Here is an 18598-nt window from a genome sequence, read left to right as displayed (position 1 = left end):
AGCATGATCACTCTTTTCATCAATGGTTCACCGCAGATTTTTGCTACGGTACCGACCGTGCGTCAGGTTCTGGACGAACGGGGTATGACCGGACGTCGGGTGGCCATCGAATGCAACGGAGACATTGTGCCGCGCAGCCACTATGATTCGAGGGCGTTGGCCGAGGGCGATCGGCTCGAGATCGTGGTGGCGGTGGGCGGGGGTTGAACCCCCGTTCCCGGACCATTCTTATCTATTGATACTCACTGCAGGACCACTCATGACCTTTCCCGTTTCTCCTGATCCCTTTATCCTGGCTGGACGTACCATTCGTTCTCGTTTACTGGTGGGCACCGGCAAATATGCCGATCTGAACCAGACCCGGGAAGCCGTGGAAGCCAGCGGTGCTGAAATTGTCACGGTGGCGATCCGGCGCACCAATATTGGGCAAAACCCGGGCGAACCCAATTTGCTGGACGTGATTTCGCCTGACCGTTACACTCTGCTCCCCAATACGGCAGGTTGCTATACAGCCGAGGAAGCGGTGCGTACCCTGCGTCTGGCCCGTGAATTACTGGATGGGCATGCACTGGTCAAGTTGGAAGTTTTGGGGGATGCCGATACACTTTTTCCGAATATGGTGGAAACCCTTGAGGCTGCGGAAATTTTGATTCGGGAAGGGTTTGAGGTCATGGTCTACTGTAGCGATGACCCCATTCTGGCCCGACGTCTGGAAGACCTCGGTTGTGTCGCCATCATGCCTCTGGCATCCCTGATTGGATCCGGGATGGGGATTCTCAATCCCTGGAATCTGGGTATCATTCTGGAGCGAGCCCAGATCCCGGTGATCGTGGATGCAGGGGTGGGCACGGCCTCCGATGCTGCCATTGCCATGGAACTGGGTTGTGCCGGGGTTTTGATGAATACGGCCATTGCGCAGGCCCGCCATCCCGTGCAGATGGCCAAGGCCATGGCCTTGGCTGTGGAGGCCGGACGGCTGTCCTGGCGGGCGGGACGAATGCCCAAAAAACCTTATCGGGCCAGCGCCAGTTCTCCTTTGAGTGGTCTGATTCAGTGACTGACCATCCGCCGATCCGCAGTTTCGTTCTTCGCCAGGGTCGCATGTCTCCGGCTCAGCAAAGGGCCCTGGAAGAAGGGTGGGCGCGCTGGGGGGTGGATTACTCGCCTCAGGATCTGCTTACGCCCGAACGCTTGCAGACGCTTTTTGGGCGCACTGCGCCGCTTGGGCTCGAAATTGGTTTTGGTATGGGCGAAGGGACCTTGGCCATGGCCTTGCAGCGCCCGGAGTGGAATTTTCTGGCCATCGACGTCCATGGCCCTGGCGTGGGGGCCCTGCTCAAGAAACTGGCCGAAAATAATGTCAACAATGTCCGGGTAATGCGCCATGATGCCGTGGAAGTGGTACGCCACATGCTTCCCCAGGCCATTTTGGAGGGCATTCATATTTTTTTTCCGGATCCCTGGCCAAAATCTCGCCACCACAAACGTCGCTTGATTCAACCGCCCTTCGTGGAACTCCTGAGCGAGCGTCTGAAGGGCGGCGGCTATTTGCATCTGGCCACGGATTGGCAGGATTATGCCGAGCAGATGCGTGTCGTATTACGTGTCGAATCCCAACTGGAAAACACGGGGGCGGATTTTATTGAGCGTCCGGATTGGCGCCCCCTGACCCGCTTTGAAAGTCGTGGTGTTCGCCTCGGGCATGGCGTATGGGATCTGTTATTTTGGCGCCGGAAGTGATCAGGGGCGTAGGGTCGAGGAAGTCTGTGCAACCCTTGGGATTTGTGAGCGTGTCAGGTTCTGGGGTAACATGGGAAGACTATCCGTATGCCCTTCTTGTTTTTCTCCGCAGTGACTGAATATGATCCACCAGGTGGAAATCCGTGATCTGAATTTTGGCTATGGCGACCAACTGGTGCTCAAGGGGATCCATTTGACGGTGCCCAAGGGCAGTCTGGTGGCCATCATGGGGCTGAGTGGCTGTGGCAAGACCACCCTTTTGCGCCTGATGGGTGGGCAGTTATTGGCGCGCCAAGGATCGGTGCGTGTGGCTGGTCAGGAATTGAACCATATGAATGAAGCGCAACTCTACGCCATGCGTCGTCAGGTGGGCATGCTGTTCCAGTTTGGGGCACTTTTCACGGATTTATCGGTATTCGACAATGTGGCTTTTCAAATGCGCGAACATACCCGCTTGCCAGAATCCATGATTCGTGACCTGACCCTGATGAAACTCAATGCGGTGGGGTTGCGTGGGGTGCAGTCCCTGATGCCTGCCGAACTGTCCGGGGGCATGGCACGACGCGTGGCCATGGCTCGGGCCACGGCACTGGACCCGGCGTTGATTCTGTACGATGAACCCTTTACGGGGCTTGATCCCATTTCCATGGGCGCGATCGGTCGGCTGATTCGCCAGTTGAATGATGCGCTGGGGGCAACCTCCGTTCTGGTGACGCACGATGTACAGGAGTCGATGAAGATCGTGGACTACATTTATTTTGTTTCGGACGGTGTGATCGTGGCCCAGGGAACCCCCGAAGAAATTCACAACTCTGCCCTGCCTTTTGTGCACCAGTTCGTCTGGGGAGAGGCCGATGGTCCCCTGCCCTTCCACTACCCTGGGCCAACCCTGAAAATGGATTTTGGTGAAGAACGAGGGCAGGCATGAGAGGCGCATGGGGACAAGGCCTGCGCAACGTGGGCGATACCACCTTGCGCATCGTCGAGAGAATCGGTGCGGTGGTTCTGTTTTTGGGGCAGATCTTGCGCCATTCAGGCACCAGTTTTCGACGTTTTAGTCTGGTCATTCGGGAAATCTATTTTGCCGGGGTGCAGTCTCTCATCATCATTCTGGTGTCCGGTCTGTTTGTGGGGATGGTCTTGGGTTTGCAGGGCTTCGAGACTTTGCAAAGTTATGGCTCCTCGGAAAGCGTCGGGGTACTGGTGGCACTTTCCCTGATGCGCGAGTTGGGTCCGGTGGTCTCGGCCCTGCTTTTTGCCAGTCGTGCGGGTTCGGCCATCACGGCGGAAATCGGCTTGATGAAGGCCACGGAACAGTTATCGGCCATGGAAATGATGGCGGTGAATCCATTGGCGCGGGTCGTGGCTCCCCGTTTCTGGGGGGGAGTGATTTCTTTGCCCTTGCTCGCTGCCCTGTTTACCTCCCTGGGGATCATGGGCGGATTTCTCGTGACGGTGATCATGTTGAAGGTGGACAGCGGAGCATTCTGGTCGCAGATGCAGGCCGCCGTGGATTTTCGCCATGACATTCTCAATGGCATGATCAAAAGTCTGGTCTTTGGTGTGGCGGTTTCAGCCATTGCCACTTTCGAGGGGTACGAAGCACCGCCTACGGCGGAAGGGGTTTCCGGAGCCACGACCCGTACGGTGGTGAGTTCTTCCCTGGCCATTCTGGCCCTCGATTTGTTGTTGACTGCATTTATGATGAAGGGGTGGAATTGATGAACCGAGCAACCTTGAATCTTTGGGTAGGGTTTTTTGTACTGTTGGGTTTTGTGGCTTTTCTGATGTTGGCTTTCAAGGTAGGGAACTTGAGCCTGGATGGGTCGGGAGGAGCTTATGAGGTGGTGGCCCACTTCGATAATATCGGGCAACTCAAGGAACGTGCCCCCGTGCGCAGTGCCGGGGTACTGGTGGGGCGGGTTCATTCGGTGCGTTTTGATACTCTCCATTACAATGCCGAGGTGCGTATGGCCCTTGACCCCCAGTATCACTTCCCCGTGGACAGTTCTGCTTCGGTTCTGACTTCGGGGATTCTGGGCGAACAATATGTGGGACTGGATGCCGGTGGAGATGACAAGATGCTGAAGAATGGTGATGAGATCAAGTTGACGCAGGGGGCCATGGTACTCGAGCGTCTGATTGGCCAGTTTCTTTTCAATAAGGCTCAGGACGGTGGGGCCGACAAGACTTCAACCGATAAGGGGGCACCATGAAGCGATGGGCAGTGTGGCAAAGGGTCGGAGTGGCAGTGACCTTGGCGGGGTGGAATCTGGCGGTGTGGGCAGCCATCACCCCTGAATCCGTGATTTCCAACACCGCAGATGAGGTGGTGGCAACCTTGAAAAAGGATAAGGCCATTCAGAACGGAGATCGCGCCAGAGCCTATGCCCTGATTCAGGACAAAGTTCTTCCGCACTTTGATTTTACGCGCATGACACGTTTGGCCATGGGCAAAAACTGGCGTCAGGCCAGCCCTGAGCAGCAGCAAAAGTTGACCGAAGGGTTCCGTGACCTGCTGGTACGGACCTATGCCACTTCACTGTCTCAATACAAGAATCAGGAATTGAAGGTCAAGGGTTCGGATTTGTATGATGGTGGAAATGAAGCCACGGTACATTCTGTGGTGATCCCCTCAGGGGGCCCCATTGTTCCCATCGACTATCGCATGGAAAAGTTGGGCGATGACTGGAAGGTGTTCGATATTCAGGTGGATGGGGTGAGTTTGGTGACCAATTATCGCAACGAATTTTCTGATATCGTGCGCAATCATGGGATCGATGGATTGATCCAGGCCATGGCGGACAAGAGCAAACAGGCGGAAAGCAAGACCGCCGGAAAAAAATGATCCAGCGTGAAGGCAACCATCTTTTTCTGGAAGGCCCTGTGGTCATGGATACGGTACCCGATTTGGTGAACTCCACCTCTTTTTCCTCTCTGGGACCGGAGGTGACCATCGACTTTTCTCGTACGACGACTCTGGATTCGGCGGCGGTAGCCTTGCTTCTGCATTGGTTACGGGAAGCGGCGCGGGGAAAGAAAAAACTGGTTTTCGTAAAAATTCCTGACAATCTGCACGTTCTAATCTCGCTTTATGGTCTTTCTCCCTTGCTGGAAGGCATCGTCGAGGTCTGAAACCGATGTCTTCTCTGGAGCAATCATTGCCTGCGGTGGAAATACGCGCGGTGCGGAAGTCCTACGGGGCGCTACAGGCCTTGCAAGGGGTGGACCTGACCATCGAACAGGGAGAGTTCTTCGCGTTGCTGGGACCCAACGGGGCGGGAAAAACCACACTGATCAGCGTACTGGCCGGGCTGGCTCGTGCTGATTCGGGAACGTTGAAAGTCATGGGGCACGAGGTGACGCAGGATTATCGAGCGGCTCGGCGTGCTCTGGGGGTGGTTCCCCAGGAATTGGTATTTGATCCTTTTTTCAGCGTTCGTGAAACCCTGCGTATCCAGTCCGGTTATTTTGGTTTGCGCCACAATGACGACTGGATCGACGAAATCCTTGAGAACCTGCATCTGACCGATAAGGCTGAGGTCAACATGCGTGCGCTGTCGGGGGGGATGAAACGACGCGTATTGATTGGCCAGGCACTGGTCCATCGTCCGCCGGTCATTGTGCTGGATGAACCCACAGCTGGCGTGGATGTGGAACTGCGCCAGACCCTTTGGAAATTTGTTCAGAAACTCAATGGCGCAGGCCATACCATCCTCCTGACTACCCATTATCTGGAGGAGGCAGAAGCCCTGTGTCAGCGTGTGGCCGTATTGCACAAGGGGAAATTGGTGGCTTGCGAACGCATCAGTGATTTGTTGCAGGGACAGCAGGCAGCCACGCTGGAAGAGGCTTTCATGGGATTGATTCGAGACGTGGAGGCTTAGGATGGGGGTGGGATTCGCGACGTTATTTGGCAAGGAGGTGCTGCGTTTCTGGAAAGTATCTTTTCAGACCTTGCTTGCGCCTCTGGTCTCCACCTTGCTCTATCTAGTTGTTTTTGCGCAAGTCCTGGGGCAGCGTATCAGCGTGTACCCAGGGGTGGGTTATGCCGAATTTCTGGTACCTGGGTTGGTCATGATGGCCATGCTTCAGAACGCCTTCGCCAACAGTTCCTCCAGTTTGGTGCAATCCAAGATAACCGGAAATCTGGTTTTCGTGCTGCTGGCTCCCCTGTCGGAAATGGAGTTTTTTTTGGCTTATGTACTGGCCGCCATGTTGCGTGGGCTGTTGGTGGGGTCGGTGGTGCTGATGACGGCAGGTTTTTTCTTTCCGCTCCAGATCCATTCACTGCTCTGGATTCTGGTGTTTTGTCTTCTGGCCACGGGCTTGTCCGGGGCATTGGGAGTATTGGCCGGCGTCTGGGCAGAAAAGTTTGACCAGATGGCGGCCTGGCAGAATTTTCTCATTTTACCCTTGACGTTCCTGTCCGGCGCCTTTTATTCGCTCCATTCCCTGCCCCCTCTCTGGCACTTCATTTCACGCTTCAATCCATTTTTTTACGCTATCGATGGGTTTCGCTATGGCTTCATCGGAGCGAGTGACGTTTCCCCCTGGGAATCCCTGCTCATTGTCGGAAGTACCTGTTTGGCTTTATCATGGGTGACTTTGGCTTTATTGCGCAGTGGTTGGCGGGTACGCCCCTGAGCCCCCGAATGTGTCGAGAGGATGAAATGATCATGGTACTTCCCCAGGATATCAAGCAATACATTGAAAGTGGACTGGTCTGTCAGTATGTGGACGTCAGTGGTGATGGTCAACATTTCGAGGCCATCATCGTCAGCGCCCTTTTTGAAGGTAAAAGTCGTGTGGCTCAGCATCAACTGGTGTATCGAGCTTTGGGAGACCGCATGCGCGAGGAGATCCACGCCCTCTCCATGCGCACCCTGACCCCTGCCCAATGGGCGGAAGTGGAAGTTCGCTAGACAGGTACATCGTGGATAGACTGATCATTGCCGGGGGCCAACCGCTCACGGGTACCGTTGAGATTTCCGGCGCAAAGAATGCGGCTTTACCCATTCTCTGCGCTGCTCTGTTGACCGCTCAACCGCTTCGGGTGACTCGGGTTCCTGCCTTGCGCGATGTGGGCACGTTGCTGCGTTTACTCAGAGGCATGGGGGTGGAGGTCGAGGGTGAGCACGGCGAAGTGGTTCTGAGTGCATCGGCTGCCTTGGAACCCCTGGCTTCCTACGACTTGGTCAAGACCATGCGTGCCTCCATTCTGGTGTTGGGACCTCTGCTGGCCCGATTTGGACATGCCCGTGTCTCCTTGCCGGGAGGGTGTGCCATCGGCGAACGCCCTGTGGACTTGCACCTGAAAGGATTGCAGGCTATGGGTGCCCATCTGTCGGTGGAACATGGGTACATCGTGGGATCGGCAACCCGCTTGCAGGGTGCCCGGATATTCATGGATACGGTGACGGTGACGGGTACCGAGAATCTGATGATGGCAGCGACTCTGGCGGCAGGGACGACGGTTCTGGAAAACGCCGCACGTGAACCGGAAGTGGTGGATCTGGCCCAGTGCCTGATTGCCATGGGGGCCAAGATTAAAGGACACGGTACGGACGTCATTACCATCGAAGGGGTGGAACACCTTCAGGGAACCACCCACCCGGTCATGCCGGATCGCATTGAAACCGGCACTTTTCTGGTGGCCGCCGCCGCCACCGGTGGGGACGTTCTATTGCGAGGGGTACGCCCCGGGACACTGGATGCGGTGCTGGACAAGTTGCGGGAAGCCAATGCCCGCATTCGTTGTACTGAAGAGACGATTCATTTGACCATGGCAGGGCCGAATCACGGGGTCAGTTTGCGTACGGCGCCCTACCCTGCCTTTCCTACGGACATGCAGGCCCAGTTCATGGCCATGAATGCGGTGGCGCAAGGTACGACCGTGATCACCGAAACCATTTTCGAAAACCGTTTCATGCATGTTCAGGAGCTACGCCGATTGGGGGCCAACATCGAGGTGGAAGGCAATGCTGCCATCATTCGGGGGGTGTCTCAACTGGAGGGGGCAACAGTCATGGCCACAGACCTGCGCGCTTCTGCCAGTCTGGTGATTGCAGGATTGATTGCGCAGGGAGAAACCGTGGTGGATCGGATCTACCATCTGGATCGGGGGTACGAAACCCTGGAACAAAAGTTGCGCGCGTTGGGGGCAGAAGTCCGCAGAGAACGCAGTGGCACGATTGAATGAGCGGTGAAACCATGAATCAATCCAGTACGACGCCCTTTACGGGGATCACTCTGGCCCTTTCAAAGGGGCGGATTTTCGGCGAAACCTTGCCTTTGTTGGCGCGCGCTGGCATTGTCCCGCTGGTGGACCCCGACAGTTCACGCCAACTCATCCTGCCCACCAGTCGACCTGATGTGCGTCTGGTCATCGTGCGGGCCTCGGATGTGCCTACATATGTTCAGCGGGGGGCCGCTGACCTGGGGGTGGCTGGGCTTGATGTTCTGCTCGAACAGGGCGGTGAAGGACTGTATCAACCGGTGGATCTGCGTATTGCCCGGTGTCGTCTGATGGTGGCTGTGTCTCAGGGATTTGACTATGAGGGTGCCATAGGACGGGGTGCGCGCCTGCGTGTAGCAACCAAATATGCCAAATTGGCCCGTGAACATTTTGCCGCCAAGGGCGTCCATGTGGATTTGATCAAGTTGTATGGTTCCATGGAACTGGCCCCACTCACGGGTTTGGCCGATGCCATCGTCGATCTGGTGAGCAGTGGCAATACCTTGCGCGCCAATGCCCTGGAGGCCGTGGAGAATATTGCGGAGATCAGTTCCCGGTTGGTGGTGAATGGTGCGGCCTGGAAGTTGTACCGGGAGCGTCTGGCTCCGGTGGTAGAAGCCATTGCCCAGGGTGTGAAGGAAACTTTTGGAGAAGAGGTCCCATGAAAATGCGACGACTGGATTCTACAACGGTGGGATTTGATGCGGAACTGGTCCGTCTGACGTCCTTTGACAGTGCTCTGGATGAGCAGGTCGAGACGGTGGTGCGTTCCATTCTTCAGGACGTCAGAAAGCGCGGGGATGAAGCCTTGCTCGAGTACACCCAACGTTTTGATCGCCTGGTCGTGGCGCAAGCCGAGTTGCTGGAATTGCCTGGAGATGTCCTGACGCGCGCATTGGAGGAGTTGCCACAGTCGCAACGGCGTGCGCTGGAAAAGGCAGCAGAACGGATTCGCGCATTTCATGAGCATCAGCGCATGGAGTCCTGGAGCGTACGGGAAGCGGATGGAACCGAACTGGGACAGCGTGTCACTCCCCTCGATCGTGTGGGGCTTTATGTGCCCGGCGGTAAAGCGGTCTATCCTTCTTCCGTCCTGATGAATGCCATTCCTGCCGCCGTGGCCGGAGTCCAGGATATCCTCATGGTGGTGCCCACCCCGGAGGGCGTGCGCAATGAACTGGTGCTGGCGGCGGCGGCCTTGTCCGGTGTACGGCGTGTCTTTACTGTGGGCGGGGCTCAGGCCATTGCGGCCCTGGCCTACGGGACGGCCACGATACCTGCAGTGGACAAGATCGTCGGCCCTGGCAATGCCTATGTGGCTGCCGCCAAACGCCAGGTTTTTGGTGTGGTGGGAATCGACATGGTGGCAGGTCCCTCGGAAATCCTCATTATTGCGGACGGTTCCACGGATCCTCGCTGGGTAGCCATGGATCTGTTCTCCCAAGCGGAACATGACGAACTGGCCCAGGCGTTATTGCTGTGTCCGGATCCAAACTATCTGGAGCAGGTGGAACAGGCCATTGTAGCGCTCCTGCCGACCTTGCCGCGCCAAGCCGTGATCGAAAAATCCCTGGCGGATCGGGGGGCACTGATCCGGGTTCGTGATTTGGCGGAAGCCTGTCACTTGTCCAACCGCATCGCACCGGAACACCTGGAATTGTCCGTGGCCCAACCCGAGGACTGTTTGCCTTTGTTACGCCATGCTGGCGCAATTTTTGCGGGGCGATACAGTTCCGAATCTCTGGGAGATTATTGTGCAGGGCCCAATCATGTGTTGCCCACCGGGCGCACGGCACGGTTTGCCTCTCCTCTGGGCGTCTACGATTTCCAGAAGCGATCCAGCGTGTTGAAGGTCTCGCGGGAAGGTGCGCGTCACCTGGGTGAGATTGCCGAGGTACTGGCCTTGCAGGAAGGATTGCATGCCCATGCACGTTCTGCGGCCTGTCGTTTTCGGAATGAGGTCTAGCCATGGAAGACCTGGTTCGTACCGTGGTTCGGGAAGATATCCGCGCGTTGAATGCTTACCCAGTCCCTGCCGCAGAGAGAATGATAAAACTGGATGCCATGGAGAATCCCTACGCGCTCTCCACTGCGTTGCGGGCTCGACTGTCTTCGACTCTGGGGGAACTGACTTTGAACCGGTATCCTTCGCCCTCTGCCTCCCAACTCAAACACCAACTGGGTGCTTTGATGGGCTTGAACGATACGCCAGCCATGGTGCTGGGCAACGGTTCGGACGAATTGATCCAGATGCTGGCCTTGGCGGTGGCAAAGCCAGGTGCAGTGATTCTGGGCGTAGAACCTTCCTTCGTCATGTTTCGCTTGATTGCCCAGTTGGCTCAGGTGACCTTTGTGGGAGTTCCACTCGATCCGGACTTTTCCTTGAATGGCCCGGCTTTGCTGGAAGCCATTGCCCGTCATCGTCCTGCGCTCACTTTTCTGGCCTATCCCAATAATCCCACCGGCAACTGCTTTGATGCTCAAACGGTGGAAGCGGTCATCCAGGCCAGTCCCGGGTTGGTGGTGGTGGATGAAGCCTATTACCCCTTCACCACTTATTCCTTCAAGGATCGGTTGGGGCATTATCCCAATCTGCTCTTGATGCGTACTTTATCCAAACTGGGGTTAGCGGGGGTGCGTTTGGGCTGGTTATGCGGACCCGTCGAAGTACTGGCGGAAATTGACAAAGTGCGTCTTCCCTACAACATCTCCGTGTTGGATCAAGCGGCGGCGGTTGTGATGCTGGAACATCGGGCCGAACTGCAGACGCAGGTGGAGGCCATTGTGCAGGAACGCATGCTGCTGGCTGCGTCCTTGAAAGCGTTGGCTCCGGTCACAGTTTTTCCCAGCGCCGCAAATTTTCTGCTGTTCCGCGTACCCCGAGCCGGGCAAGTATTTGACGGACTTCGGCATCATGGTATATTGATCAAAAACCTCAGTCAGGCACATCCGCTGTTACACGATTGTCTGCGCGTTACTGTGGGAACTCCCGATGAAAACCTGGCTTTTCTCGACGCGTTGAGCCGGGTGTTGGACATTCAATGAATACGGACAAGAACATGCGCTGTGCGCGATTGACCCGCACTACCCTGGAAACCACTGTGACGGTTTCCCTCGATCTGGATGGGACAGGCGTTTCTCGTCTGTCCACCGGTGTTCCCTTCTTTGATCACATGCTCGATCAGGTGGCCCGTCATGGTTTGATGGATCTGGAAGTGGCGTGCCAGGGAGATCTTCATATCGACGCCCACCACACGATAGAGGATGTGGGTATTACGCTGGGCCAGACATTTGCTCAGGCGCTGGGGGATAAAAAGGGTCTGGTGCGTTACGGTCATGCCCTGATTCCCTTGGACGAGGCGCTTTCTCGGGTGGTAGTGGATCTGTCCGGTCGTCCTGGGCTGGAGTATGAAGTGAATTATACCCGTGCCCGCATCGGAGATTTTGACGTGGACCTGATTCAGGAGTTTCTTCAGGGGTTTGTCAATCATGCCCAAGTGACTTTGCATGTGGATAACCTGAAAGGGCGTAATGCGCATCACCAGGCTGAAACTGTTTTCAAGGCGTTGGGGCGTGCTTTGCGTATGGCGGTGACCCTGGATCCGCGCAGTGCTTCCCAAGTCCCCTCCACCAAAGGCTCTCTCTGATACAGGATCGGAATGTGATGCGCATTGCAGTGGTGGACTATGGAATGGGTAACCTGCGTTCGGTGGCCCGTGCGCTGAACCGGGTAGCCCCCGAAGTCGAGGTTGAAGTCACCGACTGCCCCGAACGGTTGCGCGCGGCCCATCGCATTGTTTTTCCGGGGCAGGGGGCATTGCCCGATTGCATGAGACGTTTGCGCGAGCGTCATCTTCTGGAGGTAGTGCGGGAATTGATGCAGATTCGCCCCTTTCTGGGAATTTGCCTTGGGTTGCAGGTGTTGTTCGACCATTCCGAGGAAGGTGATGTGGCAGGATTGGGGCTGTTGGCAGGCAAGGTGCGCCGTTTTCCCGAGGATCGGTTTGGCCCCCAGGGAGAGCGTCTCAAGGTTCCTCACATGGGCTGGAACGAGGTACATGCAACCCGGGAACATCCTCTTTGGCGTGGATTGGCCCCGGATTCCCGTTTCTATTTCGTCCATAGTTACTACGTGCAGGAATTCGATGAGGCAGAGTGTGCGGCCACCACGACGTATGGTTTTCCTTTTACCAGTGCAGTGATCCGGGACAACCTTTGTGCCGTACAGTTTCACCCTGAAAAAAGTGCTGCTGCCGGGCTGACCCTGTTGTCCAATTTTATTCACTGGACCCCCTGATTTTTTACCCAACGTTCATGAAAAAGGTACGACCATGATTGTAATTCCTGCCATCGACCTCAAGGATGGCCGCTGTGTGCGTTTGCGCCAAGGGCTGATGGAAGAGGCGACTGTATTTTCCGAAGAACCGGCCCAAATGGCGCGTCATTGGCTGTCGCTGGGCGCCCAGCGCCTTCATCTGGTGGACTTGAATGGGGCGTTTGCGGGAAAGCCTGTTAATGAACAGGCGCTCAAGGAAATCGTGGCAGCGGTGGGCGGGGAAATCCCGATTCAACTGGGCGGTGGGATTCGTTCTCTCGAAGTGATCGAGCGATATCTGGATGATGGCATCGATGCGGTCATCATTGGTACGGCGGCGGTGAAGAATCCAGGGTTTCTGCACGAGGCCTGTGATGCCTTCCCTGGCCAAATTCTGGTGGGGCTCGATGCCAGGGACGGCAAGGTGGCGGTGGAAGGTTGGTCCAAACTGACCGGCCACGAGGTCCTGGATCTGGCCCGTCGTTTCCAGGACTACGGGGTGGAGGGAATCATCTATACCGACATCGGTCGGGATGGCATGATGACCGGGGTGAATGTGGCGGCGACCGTGGAACTGGCTCGGGCATTGCATGTTCCGGTGATCGCCAGTGGTGGATTGCATGGTTTGGACGACATTCGAGCGCTTTGTCAGGTGCAGGAAGAAGGCATCAGCGGAGTGATCACGGGGCGCGCGATTTATGAGGGTACGCTCGACTTTGCGGCGGCGGTGGCCGTGGCAAACGCCTGGCCGGCTGGGCAATAATGGGTCTGGCGCGACGCATCATTCCCTGCCTGGATGTCAAGGGCGGACGGGTGGTCAAGGGAGTGAATTTCGTTGCCCTGCGGGATGCCGGCGATCCTGTGGAGATTGCCCGGCGTTATGATGAACAGGGGGCAGATGAGGTGACATTTCTCGATATTGCCGCCAGCGCGGAAGAAAGGGATTTGATTCTGCCCATCATCGAGGAAGTGTCGGCTCAGGTGTTTATTCCTCTGACCGTGGGGGGGGGGGTACGGGAAGTCAAGGATATACGCCGGTTGCTCAATGCCGGGGCGGATAAGGTCAGCATCAATTCTGCAGCATTGCAGCGGCCGGATCTGGTGTCCGAGGCCTCTGACTTTTTTGGGGCCCAGTGCATCGTGGTAGCCATCGACGCCAAGCGTGCCGCCACTGCATCGGGATGGGGGGTATTCACCCATGGAGGGCGTCGTCCCACTGCATGGGATGCCGTGCTCTGGGCGCAAGAGGTGGTACGCCGGGGCGCGGGGGAAATCCTGTTGACCAGTATGGATCGGGATGGTACCCGGGAAGGGTTTGATCTGGAACTGACCCGTACCGTGGCGGAGGCTGTGGGCGTGCCCATCATTGCCAGTGGAGGGGTAGGCAACTTGCAACATCTTTGTGATGGGGTGCGTGTGGGGTTGGCCGATGCGGTTTTGGCTGCCAGCATATTTCACTATGGGGAATACACGATTCGGCAGGCCAAGGAAGCCATGGCCAGTCAGGGTATCGAGGTCCGTTTATGATCCCTGTATCTCCAACACAGCCTGACGTTTCCTGGCTGGATGCGCTACACTGGGACGCTGAGGGACTGGTGCCGGCCATTGCTCAGGAAGAGGGCACGGGCACGGTATTGATGATGGCCTGGATGAATCGCGAATCCTTGCAGCAGACGGTGCGTCGAGGCGAAGTTGTATACTGGTCCCGTTCGCGTCAACGCCTGTGGCATAAGGGCGAGGAGTCGGGGCATGTGCAGAAGGTGAAAAAGATTCAACTGGATTGTGATGGAGATGTCCTGCTTCTGACGGTGGAGCAGGTGGGAGGGATTGCGTGTCACACGGGGCGTGCCCACTGCTTTTTCCGGATACTGGAAGGAGATCAATGGCACGAATCGAATCCGGTGTTGAAAGATCCGCGAGAAATCTATGGTGTCTGAAAAAGTGGAAATTTTGTCTCGTCTGAGCCAGACTCTGGAAGCGCGTAAGGGTGCTGCACCAGACTCATCCTATGTGGCCAGTTTGTATGCCCGAGGGGTGGATGTCATGGCGCGCAAAGTGGGTGAGGAAGCAGTGGAAACCATTCTGGCGGCCAAGGATCGTGATCATCCCGCCTTGGTGCGCGAAATTGCAGACCTGTGGTTTCATTCCCTCGTGCTATTGGTGGACCAGGGAGGCAGTGCCCAGGAAGTATTGAACGAGTTGACACGGCGCGAAGGCGTGTCGGGACATATCGAAAAGGCTGCGCGTCAGGACGCGCAACCCCCTCAGGGAGCGGGATCATGAGCGAGTGTTTGTTTTGTCGGATCGTACGGGGCGAATTACCTGGCCGCAAGGTCTATGAAGACGAGGAAATTCTGGCCTTCCATGACATTCACCCGGCAGCGCCGGTGCATTTCATGATCATTCCAAAGGCACATCGTGATTCTCTGATTGAATGTACGGCCCAGGATGAAGGATTGTTGGGCAAAATGTTGGGACTGGCACCGCGCCTGGCGCAGGAACAGGGACTGAAGGATGGTTTCCGTACCGTGATCAACACCGGTCCCGGAGGGGGGCAGGAGATCTACCACCTGCACATTCACATCATGGGCGGCATTAAATCCTCTCCACTGCCCCGCAGTGGAGATAAATAAAGGGTGCGTAGGCACAGAGGAGAAAGGAAACATGGGTGATCTATTCAGTATCCAGCATTTGCTGCTGTTATTGTTGATCGTGGTGCTGATATTTGGAACCAAAAAGTTGCGCAATATTGGCGCAGATCTGGGTGGAGCAGTGAAGGGGTTCAAGGAGGGCATGACCGGTACCGCAACTGCCGAGAATTCCGAAGAAAAACGTGGTCTGGATGAGAAGCCCATCACTTCTCCTGTCAAGGAAGCGTCTACTCAGGACAAGACCCCGTCCTGAGGACGGTATTCGATGCTGGACTTTAGTTTCAGTGAAATTGGCTTGGTGGGACTGGTGGCTCTGATCGCCATTGGCCCGGAGCGTATGCCAAAGGTGGCGCGTGGGGCTGGTGTCCTGTTTGGCCGTTTTCGGCGTTATACCCAGTCGGTCAAGGCGGAAATCGACCGGGAATTGCAGCAGGCTGAATTGAAAGACCTGGACAAGAAGATTGCCGAGGCCCGTGCCGAAGCGGCGCGCCAAATTGCGGCTTCCACCAGTGCGGTGGATCAGGTTTTGAACCAGCCGGTCATGGAAGTGCAAACCGTGACCAACCCGCGTGAAGTATCCCCGGTCTCTACCCTTGTCGATCCTGTCCCATCCAACCCGGTGCTCGGCGATGCCGATGCAGGGAACGTGGAGTCTTCTGCCATGAACGGGGATGCCCCCTTGGTACAAGGGGTCGAAGAGTCTCTGAAGGTCGGTCAAACCCTCTTTGGCGGTGATCCCTTTGGGGTTCGGCGTTCCGCGCCGTTACGCAGTTTGTCCCGTGATCCACAGCCTATGTACAGCACTTCAGAACCGGGCTTGGGGGAATCGTGAACGAAGAATCCACGACCATTCAGGAATTTATCGTTCATCTCATCGAATTGCGTACCCGCGTGATTCGGGCCGTGGCGGCTGTATTTGTAGTGTTTGTGGCCCTTTTGCCCTTTGCCAACAAACTGTATACCTGGCTGGCTTATCCCCTGTTGAGTAAAATGCCCATCGGCGGGCATATGATTGCCACGGAAGTCACCACGCCCTTTTTCGTTCCCATGAAAGTGGCCGGGTTGGTGGCTTTTCTGCTTGCTCTCCCCTACGTGCTGGCACAAATCTGGGGCTTTGTGGCGCCGGGGCTCTATGACCATGAAAAACGCATGGCCTTGCCCCTGATCATTTCCAGTACGCTGCTGTTTTATGTCGGAATGGCTTTTGCCTATTTTGCGGTTTTTCCTTTCGCTTTTGGTTTCTTTGCCAATACGGCACCCCAAGGAGTGGAAATGATGACGGATATCGACAAGTATCTGAGTTTTGTCATCAGTATGTTCCTGGCCTTTGGTTTGGCTTTTGAAACTCCTGTGGCGGTGGTTCTCCTGGTCAAACTGGGGATCCTGAATGTACCGCAACTGCGTGCCGCCCGACGCTATGTGGTGGTATCTGCTTTTGTGGTGGGCGCCATCTTCACCCCTCCCGACGCAGTCTCACAAACCTTGCTGGCCATTCCTCTTTGGTTGCTGTATGAATTGGGGATCCTGGTGGCCAGTCGGGTTGCCCCCAAGGAGGAGGAAGCCGAACCGTTGAAATTGCCGAACCCGGAATCCTGAAGAAGTTCGACGCGGACAAAGACCAACCGGCGCTTTCCGGTTTACTGTCCGGGTTCGTCAAGATTTCGGATGGTTCCCTTGGGCCGCCGTCCAATATGAACGGAAAACTTGAGCGACTGGTGATTTCGAATAACTTTGAGTTGAGCGGTCTGCCCGGGTTTGAGTGCCGCCACTTGATTGAGCATGTCACGAGAATCCCCTATCGGATGGCCTTCGACGCCCACCAGAATGTCTCCTGCATGAACGCCTGCCTGCTGCGCCGGTCCTCCCCTCAGGAGCGCTGAAATCAGTGCTCCGCTGGCATTCTCCAACTGAAAGGAGGTTGCCAGTTCCGGGGTGACGTCCTGGACTTCCACTCCAATCCAGCCGCGGGTTACGCCACCATTCCGGATGATTTCCTCCATGACCTGATGAGCGAGGCTGACGGGAATGCTGAATCCGATGCCCTGTGAACCCCCCGACTTGGAATAAATGGCACTGTTGATTCCCACCAGATTGCCCGTACTGTCCACCAGGGCACCCCCCGAGTTGCCGGGATTGATGGCCGCATCGGTCTGGATAAAATTTTCGAATGTATTGATCCCCAGACGGCTACGCCCCAAAGCGCTGACGATGCCAGAGGTGACGGTTTCACCCACGCCAAAGGGATTTCCGATGGCCAGGACCACATCCCCTACTTGCACCTGGTCTGAGGATCCAAAACTGATGGCCGGAAGATGATCAAGATCGACCTTGAGTACAGCCAGATCGGTTTCCGGATCCGTGCCAGTTACAGTGGCTTTGATGGTACGCCCGTCAGACAGGGCGACTTGAATTTCTTGGGCACCGTCGATGACATGGTCATTCGTTAGAATGTAACCATTGGGGCGTACAATGACTCCCGAACCTAGGCTCATTTGGGCTGCGGAATTATCCTGGGGGCTGTTATCGCCAAAAAATTGACGGGGATCGCCGGGAGGAAGATCGGCGCGTTGCGGCGGGGTTTTGCGTGTAAATATGTTGACGACGGTGGGCATGGCGCGGTGGGCAGCATCGCGGTAAGATCCCAGCGGTTCTCCTGCGGGGGTCCCCACGGGGGCACTGGAGGAGGATGCAGAACTGAATGGGCGCACAGCGGTTGGCCAGGGAGGGAGGAGTTCATCCGGAGAGATATGACGAAAAAAACTCAAGGCAAAAAGCCCCCCTGCACAAAGGGTGACGGCCTGGGTAAAAAGTAACCAAAGTTTTTTCATTGGATCAATATTCGGCAAGTTGTGACAGGATATTATTTTTCGCTGGATCGGGAAAATAAAAATCCCTTAATAAATATATTGTTATAGATGTCTGTAGGTGAGTTGTCAAGATCATGGGAAACCAGGAGTTAGGCGCCTCAATTTGATAGAATGACAGGCGAGCGGTGGTGTGTGCAGATCCTGTCGAACCATACGAACTATAGCTGAAAAGAAGGTGAATGACATGGACAAAATTCAGGCAGATCGGGGGCGTCGGCGTCTTCTGATCGGGGTAACTTCAGCCATTGGTGGGGTGGGCGTAGGGGCTCTTGCGACCCCCTTCGTTCTGAGCATGCTTCCCAGTGCGCGGGCCAAAGCAGCAGGGGCCCCGGTGGAAGCAGATATCTCCAAGGTGGAACCGGGTATGATGGTGACTCAGGAGTGGCGCGGTCAACCGGTCTGGATTATCAACCGGACGCCTGCCATGATGGCGCAATTGGAAAAAAATGCGCATTTGTTGAGTGACCCGAACTCCGACAAGTCCGAGCAGCCGGAGCCGTGCAAAAATGTGGCTCGGGCCATGCCGGGGCATGACAATATGCTGGTCGTGGTGGGAATTTGTACCCATCTGGGGTGTTCTCCCACGGAAAAACTGAAAGCGGGCAATGAAGGAGGAATGGGATCTGATTGGCCGGGAGGGTTTCTCTGCCCCTGTCATGGCTCCAAATATGATCTATCGGCGCGTGTTTTTAAAAACATGCCAGCACCGCTCAATATGCGCATCCCGCCTTATACCTATCTTGAGGACCAACGTCTCCTGATCGGTGCCAACAAGAAGGGAGGTTGA

26 protein-coding genes and 1 pseudogene are annotated in these 18598 nt (G+C 56.1%); 26 read left to right on the top strand and 1 reads right to left on the bottom strand.

What is annotated here, in order from left to right; genetic code table 11:
- The first annotated feature begins 3 nt into the window (after nt 1–3).
- The 25 genes and pseudogenes from thiS to tatC all read left to right on the top strand — a co-directional run bounded on the left by thiS (nt 4) and on the right by tatC (nt 16540).
- A complete protein-coding gene (thiS, locus tag HO274_RS07660) occupies nt 4–207 on the top strand; it encodes a sulfur carrier protein ThiS (RefSeq protein WP_031596485.1) in 204 nt (67 codons plus the stop codon).
- A 52-nt stretch (nt 208–259) separates the two neighbouring features.
- The gene (locus tag HO274_RS07655) at nt 260–1057 is read left to right on the top strand and encodes a thiazole synthase (protein ID WP_273118387.1); all 798 of its coding nucleotides are present in this window, start codon (nt 260–262) and stop codon (nt 1055–1057) included.
- 44 nt (nt 1058–1101) lie between these two features.
- Nucleotides 1102–1740: a tRNA (guanosine(46)-N7)-methyltransferase TrmB gene (trmB, locus tag HO274_RS07650; RefSeq protein WP_420537400.1), complete on the top strand. Its 639-nt coding sequence runs from the start codon at nt 1102–1104 to the stop codon at nt 1738–1740.
- Nucleotides 1741–1873: 133 nt separating this feature from the next.
- Nucleotides 1874–2668, top strand: coding sequence for an ABC transporter ATP-binding protein (locus tag HO274_RS07645; RefSeq protein ID WP_273118383.1), 795 nt, complete (start codon nt 1874–1876; stop codon nt 2666–2668).
- Nucleotides 2665–3462, top strand: a complete 798-nt coding sequence (gene mlaE / locus HO274_RS07640; RefSeq protein WP_273118380.1) for a lipid asymmetry maintenance ABC transporter permease subunit MlaE — start codon at nt 2665–2667, stop codon at nt 3460–3462. The genes HO274_RS07645 and mlaE overlap by 4 nt, the downstream gene beginning before the upstream one ends.
- On the top strand, nt 3462–3956 hold the full coding sequence (gene mlaD, locus HO274_RS07635) for an outer membrane lipid asymmetry maintenance protein MlaD (RefSeq protein WP_273118377.1): 495 nt from the start codon (nt 3462–3464) through the stop codon (nt 3954–3956). The genes mlaE and mlaD overlap by 1 nt, the downstream gene beginning before the upstream one ends.
- The gene (locus HO274_RS07630; protein WP_273118374.1) at nt 3953–4588 is read left to right on the top strand and encodes an MlaC/ttg2D family ABC transporter substrate-binding protein; all 636 of its coding nucleotides are present in this window, start codon (nt 3953–3955) and stop codon (nt 4586–4588) included. The genes mlaD and HO274_RS07630 overlap by 4 nt, the downstream gene beginning before the upstream one ends.
- Nucleotides 4585–4875 (top strand): STAS domain-containing protein, encoded by a 291-nt coding sequence (locus tag HO274_RS07625; RefSeq protein WP_273118372.1) that lies wholly within the window; start codon nt 4585–4587, stop codon nt 4873–4875. The genes HO274_RS07630 and HO274_RS07625 overlap by 4 nt, the downstream gene beginning before the upstream one ends.
- 26 nt (nt 4876–4901) lie before the next feature.
- Nucleotides 4902–5564: pseudogene (locus tag HO274_RS07620) on the top strand (ABC transporter ATP-binding protein); the annotation flags it as partial.
- A 64-nt stretch (nt 5565–5628) separates the two neighbouring features.
- Nucleotides 5629–6387 (top strand): ABC transporter permease, encoded by a 759-nt coding sequence (locus tag HO274_RS07615; protein ID WP_031596470.1) that lies wholly within the window; start codon nt 5629–5631, stop codon nt 6385–6387.
- Nucleotides 6388–6419: 32 nt separating this feature from the next.
- On the top strand, nt 6420–6665 hold the full coding sequence (locus HO274_RS07610) for a BolA family protein (protein WP_035417178.1): 246 nt from the start codon (nt 6420–6422) through the stop codon (nt 6663–6665).
- Between the two features lie 11 nt (nt 6666–6676).
- Nucleotides 6677–7942 (top strand): UDP-N-acetylglucosamine 1-carboxyvinyltransferase, encoded by a 1266-nt coding sequence (gene murA, locus HO274_RS07605; RefSeq protein ID WP_273118364.1) that lies wholly within the window; start codon nt 6677–6679, stop codon nt 7940–7942.
- An 11-nt stretch (nt 7943–7953) separates the two neighbouring features.
- Nucleotides 7954–8643 carry an ATP phosphoribosyltransferase gene (gene hisG, locus HO274_RS07600; protein ID WP_031596465.1) on the top strand — a complete coding sequence of 230 codons (690 nt, stop codon included), beginning with the start codon at nt 7954–7956 and terminating at the stop codon, nt 8641–8643.
- The gene (gene hisD / locus HO274_RS07595) at nt 8640–9944 is read left to right on the top strand and encodes a histidinol dehydrogenase (protein ID WP_031596464.1); all 1305 of its coding nucleotides are present in this window, start codon (nt 8640–8642) and stop codon (nt 9942–9944) included. The genes hisG and hisD overlap by 4 nt, the downstream gene beginning before the upstream one ends.
- Before the next feature lie 2 nt (nt 9945–9946).
- Entirely contained in the window at nt 9947–11023 is a 1077-nt protein-coding gene (gene hisC, locus HO274_RS07590) for a histidinol-phosphate transaminase (RefSeq protein ID WP_273118357.1), read from the top strand.
- Nucleotides 11024–11037: 14 nt separating this feature from the next.
- Nucleotides 11038–11625: an imidazoleglycerol-phosphate dehydratase HisB gene (gene hisB, locus HO274_RS07585; protein WP_062187348.1), complete on the top strand. Its 588-nt coding sequence runs from the start codon at nt 11038–11040 to the stop codon at nt 11623–11625.
- Between the two features lie 14 nt (nt 11626–11639).
- A complete protein-coding gene (gene hisH / locus HO274_RS07580) occupies nt 11640–12275 on the top strand; it encodes an imidazole glycerol phosphate synthase subunit HisH (protein WP_156472615.1) in 636 nt (211 codons plus the stop codon).
- Between the two features lie 34 nt (nt 12276–12309).
- Complete coding sequence (hisA, locus tag HO274_RS07575) at nt 12310–13056, top strand: 1-(5-phosphoribosyl)-5-[(5-phosphoribosylamino)methylideneamino]imidazole-4-carboxamide isomerase (protein ID WP_031596458.1); 747 nt, start codon at nt 12310–12312, stop codon at nt 13054–13056.
- A complete protein-coding gene (hisF, locus tag HO274_RS07570) occupies nt 13056–13820 on the top strand; it encodes an imidazole glycerol phosphate synthase subunit HisF (protein WP_031596456.1) in 765 nt (254 codons plus the stop codon). Before hisA ends, hisF begins: the two co-directional genes overlap by 1 nt.
- Nucleotides 13817–14230: a phosphoribosyl-AMP cyclohydrolase gene (gene hisI, locus HO274_RS07565; RefSeq protein WP_051862094.1), complete on the top strand. Its 414-nt coding sequence runs from the start codon at nt 13817–13819 to the stop codon at nt 14228–14230. The genes hisF and hisI overlap by 4 nt, the downstream gene beginning before the upstream one ends.
- The gene (locus HO274_RS07560; protein ID WP_031596452.1) at nt 14220–14576 is read left to right on the top strand and encodes a phosphoribosyl-ATP diphosphatase; all 357 of its coding nucleotides are present in this window, start codon (nt 14220–14222) and stop codon (nt 14574–14576) included. The genes hisI and HO274_RS07560 overlap by 11 nt, the downstream gene beginning before the upstream one ends.
- Nucleotides 14573–14926 carry a histidine triad nucleotide-binding protein gene (locus tag HO274_RS07555; RefSeq protein WP_273118351.1) on the top strand — a complete coding sequence of 118 codons (354 nt, stop codon included), beginning with the start codon at nt 14573–14575 and terminating at the stop codon, nt 14924–14926. Before HO274_RS07560 ends, HO274_RS07555 begins: the two co-directional genes overlap by 4 nt.
- A gap of 31 nt (nt 14927–14957) precedes the next feature.
- Complete coding sequence (gene tatA / locus HO274_RS07550) at nt 14958–15197, top strand: Sec-independent protein translocase subunit TatA (RefSeq protein ID WP_273118345.1); 240 nt, start codon at nt 14958–14960, stop codon at nt 15195–15197.
- A gap of 12 nt (nt 15198–15209) precedes the next feature.
- Nucleotides 15210–15776, top strand: coding sequence for a Sec-independent protein translocase protein TatB (gene tatB, locus HO274_RS07545; RefSeq protein WP_273118342.1), 567 nt, complete (start codon nt 15210–15212; stop codon nt 15774–15776).
- Nucleotides 15773–16540: a twin-arginine translocase subunit TatC gene (tatC, locus tag HO274_RS07540; RefSeq protein ID WP_035417168.1), complete on the top strand. Its 768-nt coding sequence runs from the start codon at nt 15773–15775 to the stop codon at nt 16538–16540. The genes tatB and tatC overlap by 4 nt, the downstream gene beginning before the upstream one ends.
- A gap of 41 nt (nt 16541–16581) precedes the next feature.
- Here the strand turns inward: tatC and HO274_RS07535 are convergent, their stop codons facing one another.
- Nucleotides 16582–17772 (bottom strand): Do family serine endopeptidase, encoded by a 1191-nt coding sequence (locus tag HO274_RS07535; protein ID WP_273118337.1) that lies wholly within the window; start codon nt 17770–17772, stop codon nt 16582–16584.
- 223 nt (nt 17773–17995) lie between these two features.
- Here HO274_RS07535 and petA point away from each other — a divergent pair, with 223 nt between their 5' ends.
- A complete protein-coding gene (petA, locus tag HO274_RS07530) occupies nt 17996–18598 on the top strand; it encodes a ubiquinol-cytochrome c reductase iron-sulfur subunit (RefSeq protein ID WP_273118334.1) in 603 nt (200 codons plus the stop codon).

It is taken from the genome of Ferrovum myxofaciens, assembly GCF_013181415.1.
In the GTDB taxonomy this organism is placed as follows: Bacteria; Pseudomonadota; Gammaproteobacteria; order Burkholderiales; family Ferrovaceae; genus Ferrovum; species Ferrovum myxofaciens.
This window is presented reverse-complemented; position numbering and strand designations above follow the sequence as displayed.

What these genes read in the sequence shown, in the direction of transcription:
- HO274_RS07555 (WP_273118351.1), top strand. Translation starts at nt 14,573, where the DNA reads ATGAGCGAGTGTTTGTTTTGTCGGATCGTACGGGGCGAATTACCTGGC.
- trmB (WP_420537400.1), top strand. Translation starts at nt 1,102, where the DNA reads ATGTCTCCGGCTCAGCAAAGGGCCCTGGAAGAAGGGTGGGCGCGCTGG.
- mlaE (WP_273118380.1), top strand. Translation starts at nt 2,665, where the DNA reads ATGAGAGGCGCATGGGGACAAGGCCTGCGCAACGTGGGCGATACCACC.
- mlaD (WP_273118377.1), top strand. Translation starts at nt 3,462, where the DNA reads ATGAACCGAGCAACCTTGAATCTTTGGGTAGGGTTTTTTGTACTGTTG.
- hisF (WP_031596456.1), top strand. Translation starts at nt 13,056, where the DNA reads ATGGGTCTGGCGCGACGCATCATTCCCTGCCTGGATGTCAAGGGCGGA.
- HO274_RS07535 (WP_273118337.1), bottom strand. Translation starts at nt 17,772, where the DNA reads ATGAAAAAACTTTGGTTACTTTTTACCCAGGCCGTCACCCTTTGTGCA.
- tatA (WP_273118345.1), top strand. Translation starts at nt 14,958, where the DNA reads ATGGGTGATCTATTCAGTATCCAGCATTTGCTGCTGTTATTGTTGATC.
- HO274_RS07630 (WP_273118374.1), top strand. Translation starts at nt 3,953, where the DNA reads ATGAAGCGATGGGCAGTGTGGCAAAGGGTCGGAGTGGCAGTGACCTTG.
- hisG (WP_031596465.1), top strand. Translation starts at nt 7,954, where the DNA reads ATGAATCAATCCAGTACGACGCCCTTTACGGGGATCACTCTGGCCCTT.
- hisD (WP_031596464.1), top strand. Translation starts at nt 8,640, where the DNA reads ATGAAAATGCGACGACTGGATTCTACAACGGTGGGATTTGATGCGGAA.
- HO274_RS07615 (WP_031596470.1), top strand. Translation starts at nt 5,629, where the DNA reads ATGGGGGTGGGATTCGCGACGTTATTTGGCAAGGAGGTGCTGCGTTTC.
- HO274_RS07625 (WP_273118372.1), top strand. Translation starts at nt 4,585, where the DNA reads ATGATCCAGCGTGAAGGCAACCATCTTTTTCTGGAAGGCCCTGTGGTC.
- hisA (WP_031596458.1), top strand. Translation starts at nt 12,310, where the DNA reads ATGATTGTAATTCCTGCCATCGACCTCAAGGATGGCCGCTGTGTGCGT.
- petA (WP_273118334.1), top strand. Translation starts at nt 17,996, where the DNA reads ATGGACAAAATTCAGGCAGATCGGGGGCGTCGGCGTCTTCTGATCGGG.
- hisB (WP_062187348.1), top strand. Translation starts at nt 11,038, where the DNA reads ATGCGCTGTGCGCGATTGACCCGCACTACCCTGGAAACCACTGTGACG.
- tatB (WP_273118342.1), top strand. Translation starts at nt 15,210, where the DNA reads ATGCTGGACTTTAGTTTCAGTGAAATTGGCTTGGTGGGACTGGTGGCT.
- thiS (WP_031596485.1), top strand. Translation starts at nt 4, where the DNA reads ATGATCACTCTTTTCATCAATGGTTCACCGCAGATTTTTGCTACGGTA.
- HO274_RS07560 (WP_031596452.1), top strand. Translation starts at nt 14,220, where the DNA reads ATGGTGTCTGAAAAAGTGGAAATTTTGTCTCGTCTGAGCCAGACTCTG.
- hisI (WP_051862094.1), top strand. Translation starts at nt 13,817, where the DNA reads ATGATCCCTGTATCTCCAACACAGCCTGACGTTTCCTGGCTGGATGCG.
- hisC (WP_273118357.1), top strand. Translation starts at nt 9,947, where the DNA reads ATGGAAGACCTGGTTCGTACCGTGGTTCGGGAAGATATCCGCGCGTTG.
- HO274_RS07610 (WP_035417178.1), top strand. Translation starts at nt 6,420, where the DNA reads ATGGTACTTCCCCAGGATATCAAGCAATACATTGAAAGTGGACTGGTC.
- HO274_RS07655 (WP_273118387.1), top strand. Translation starts at nt 260, where the DNA reads ATGACCTTTCCCGTTTCTCCTGATCCCTTTATCCTGGCTGGACGTACC.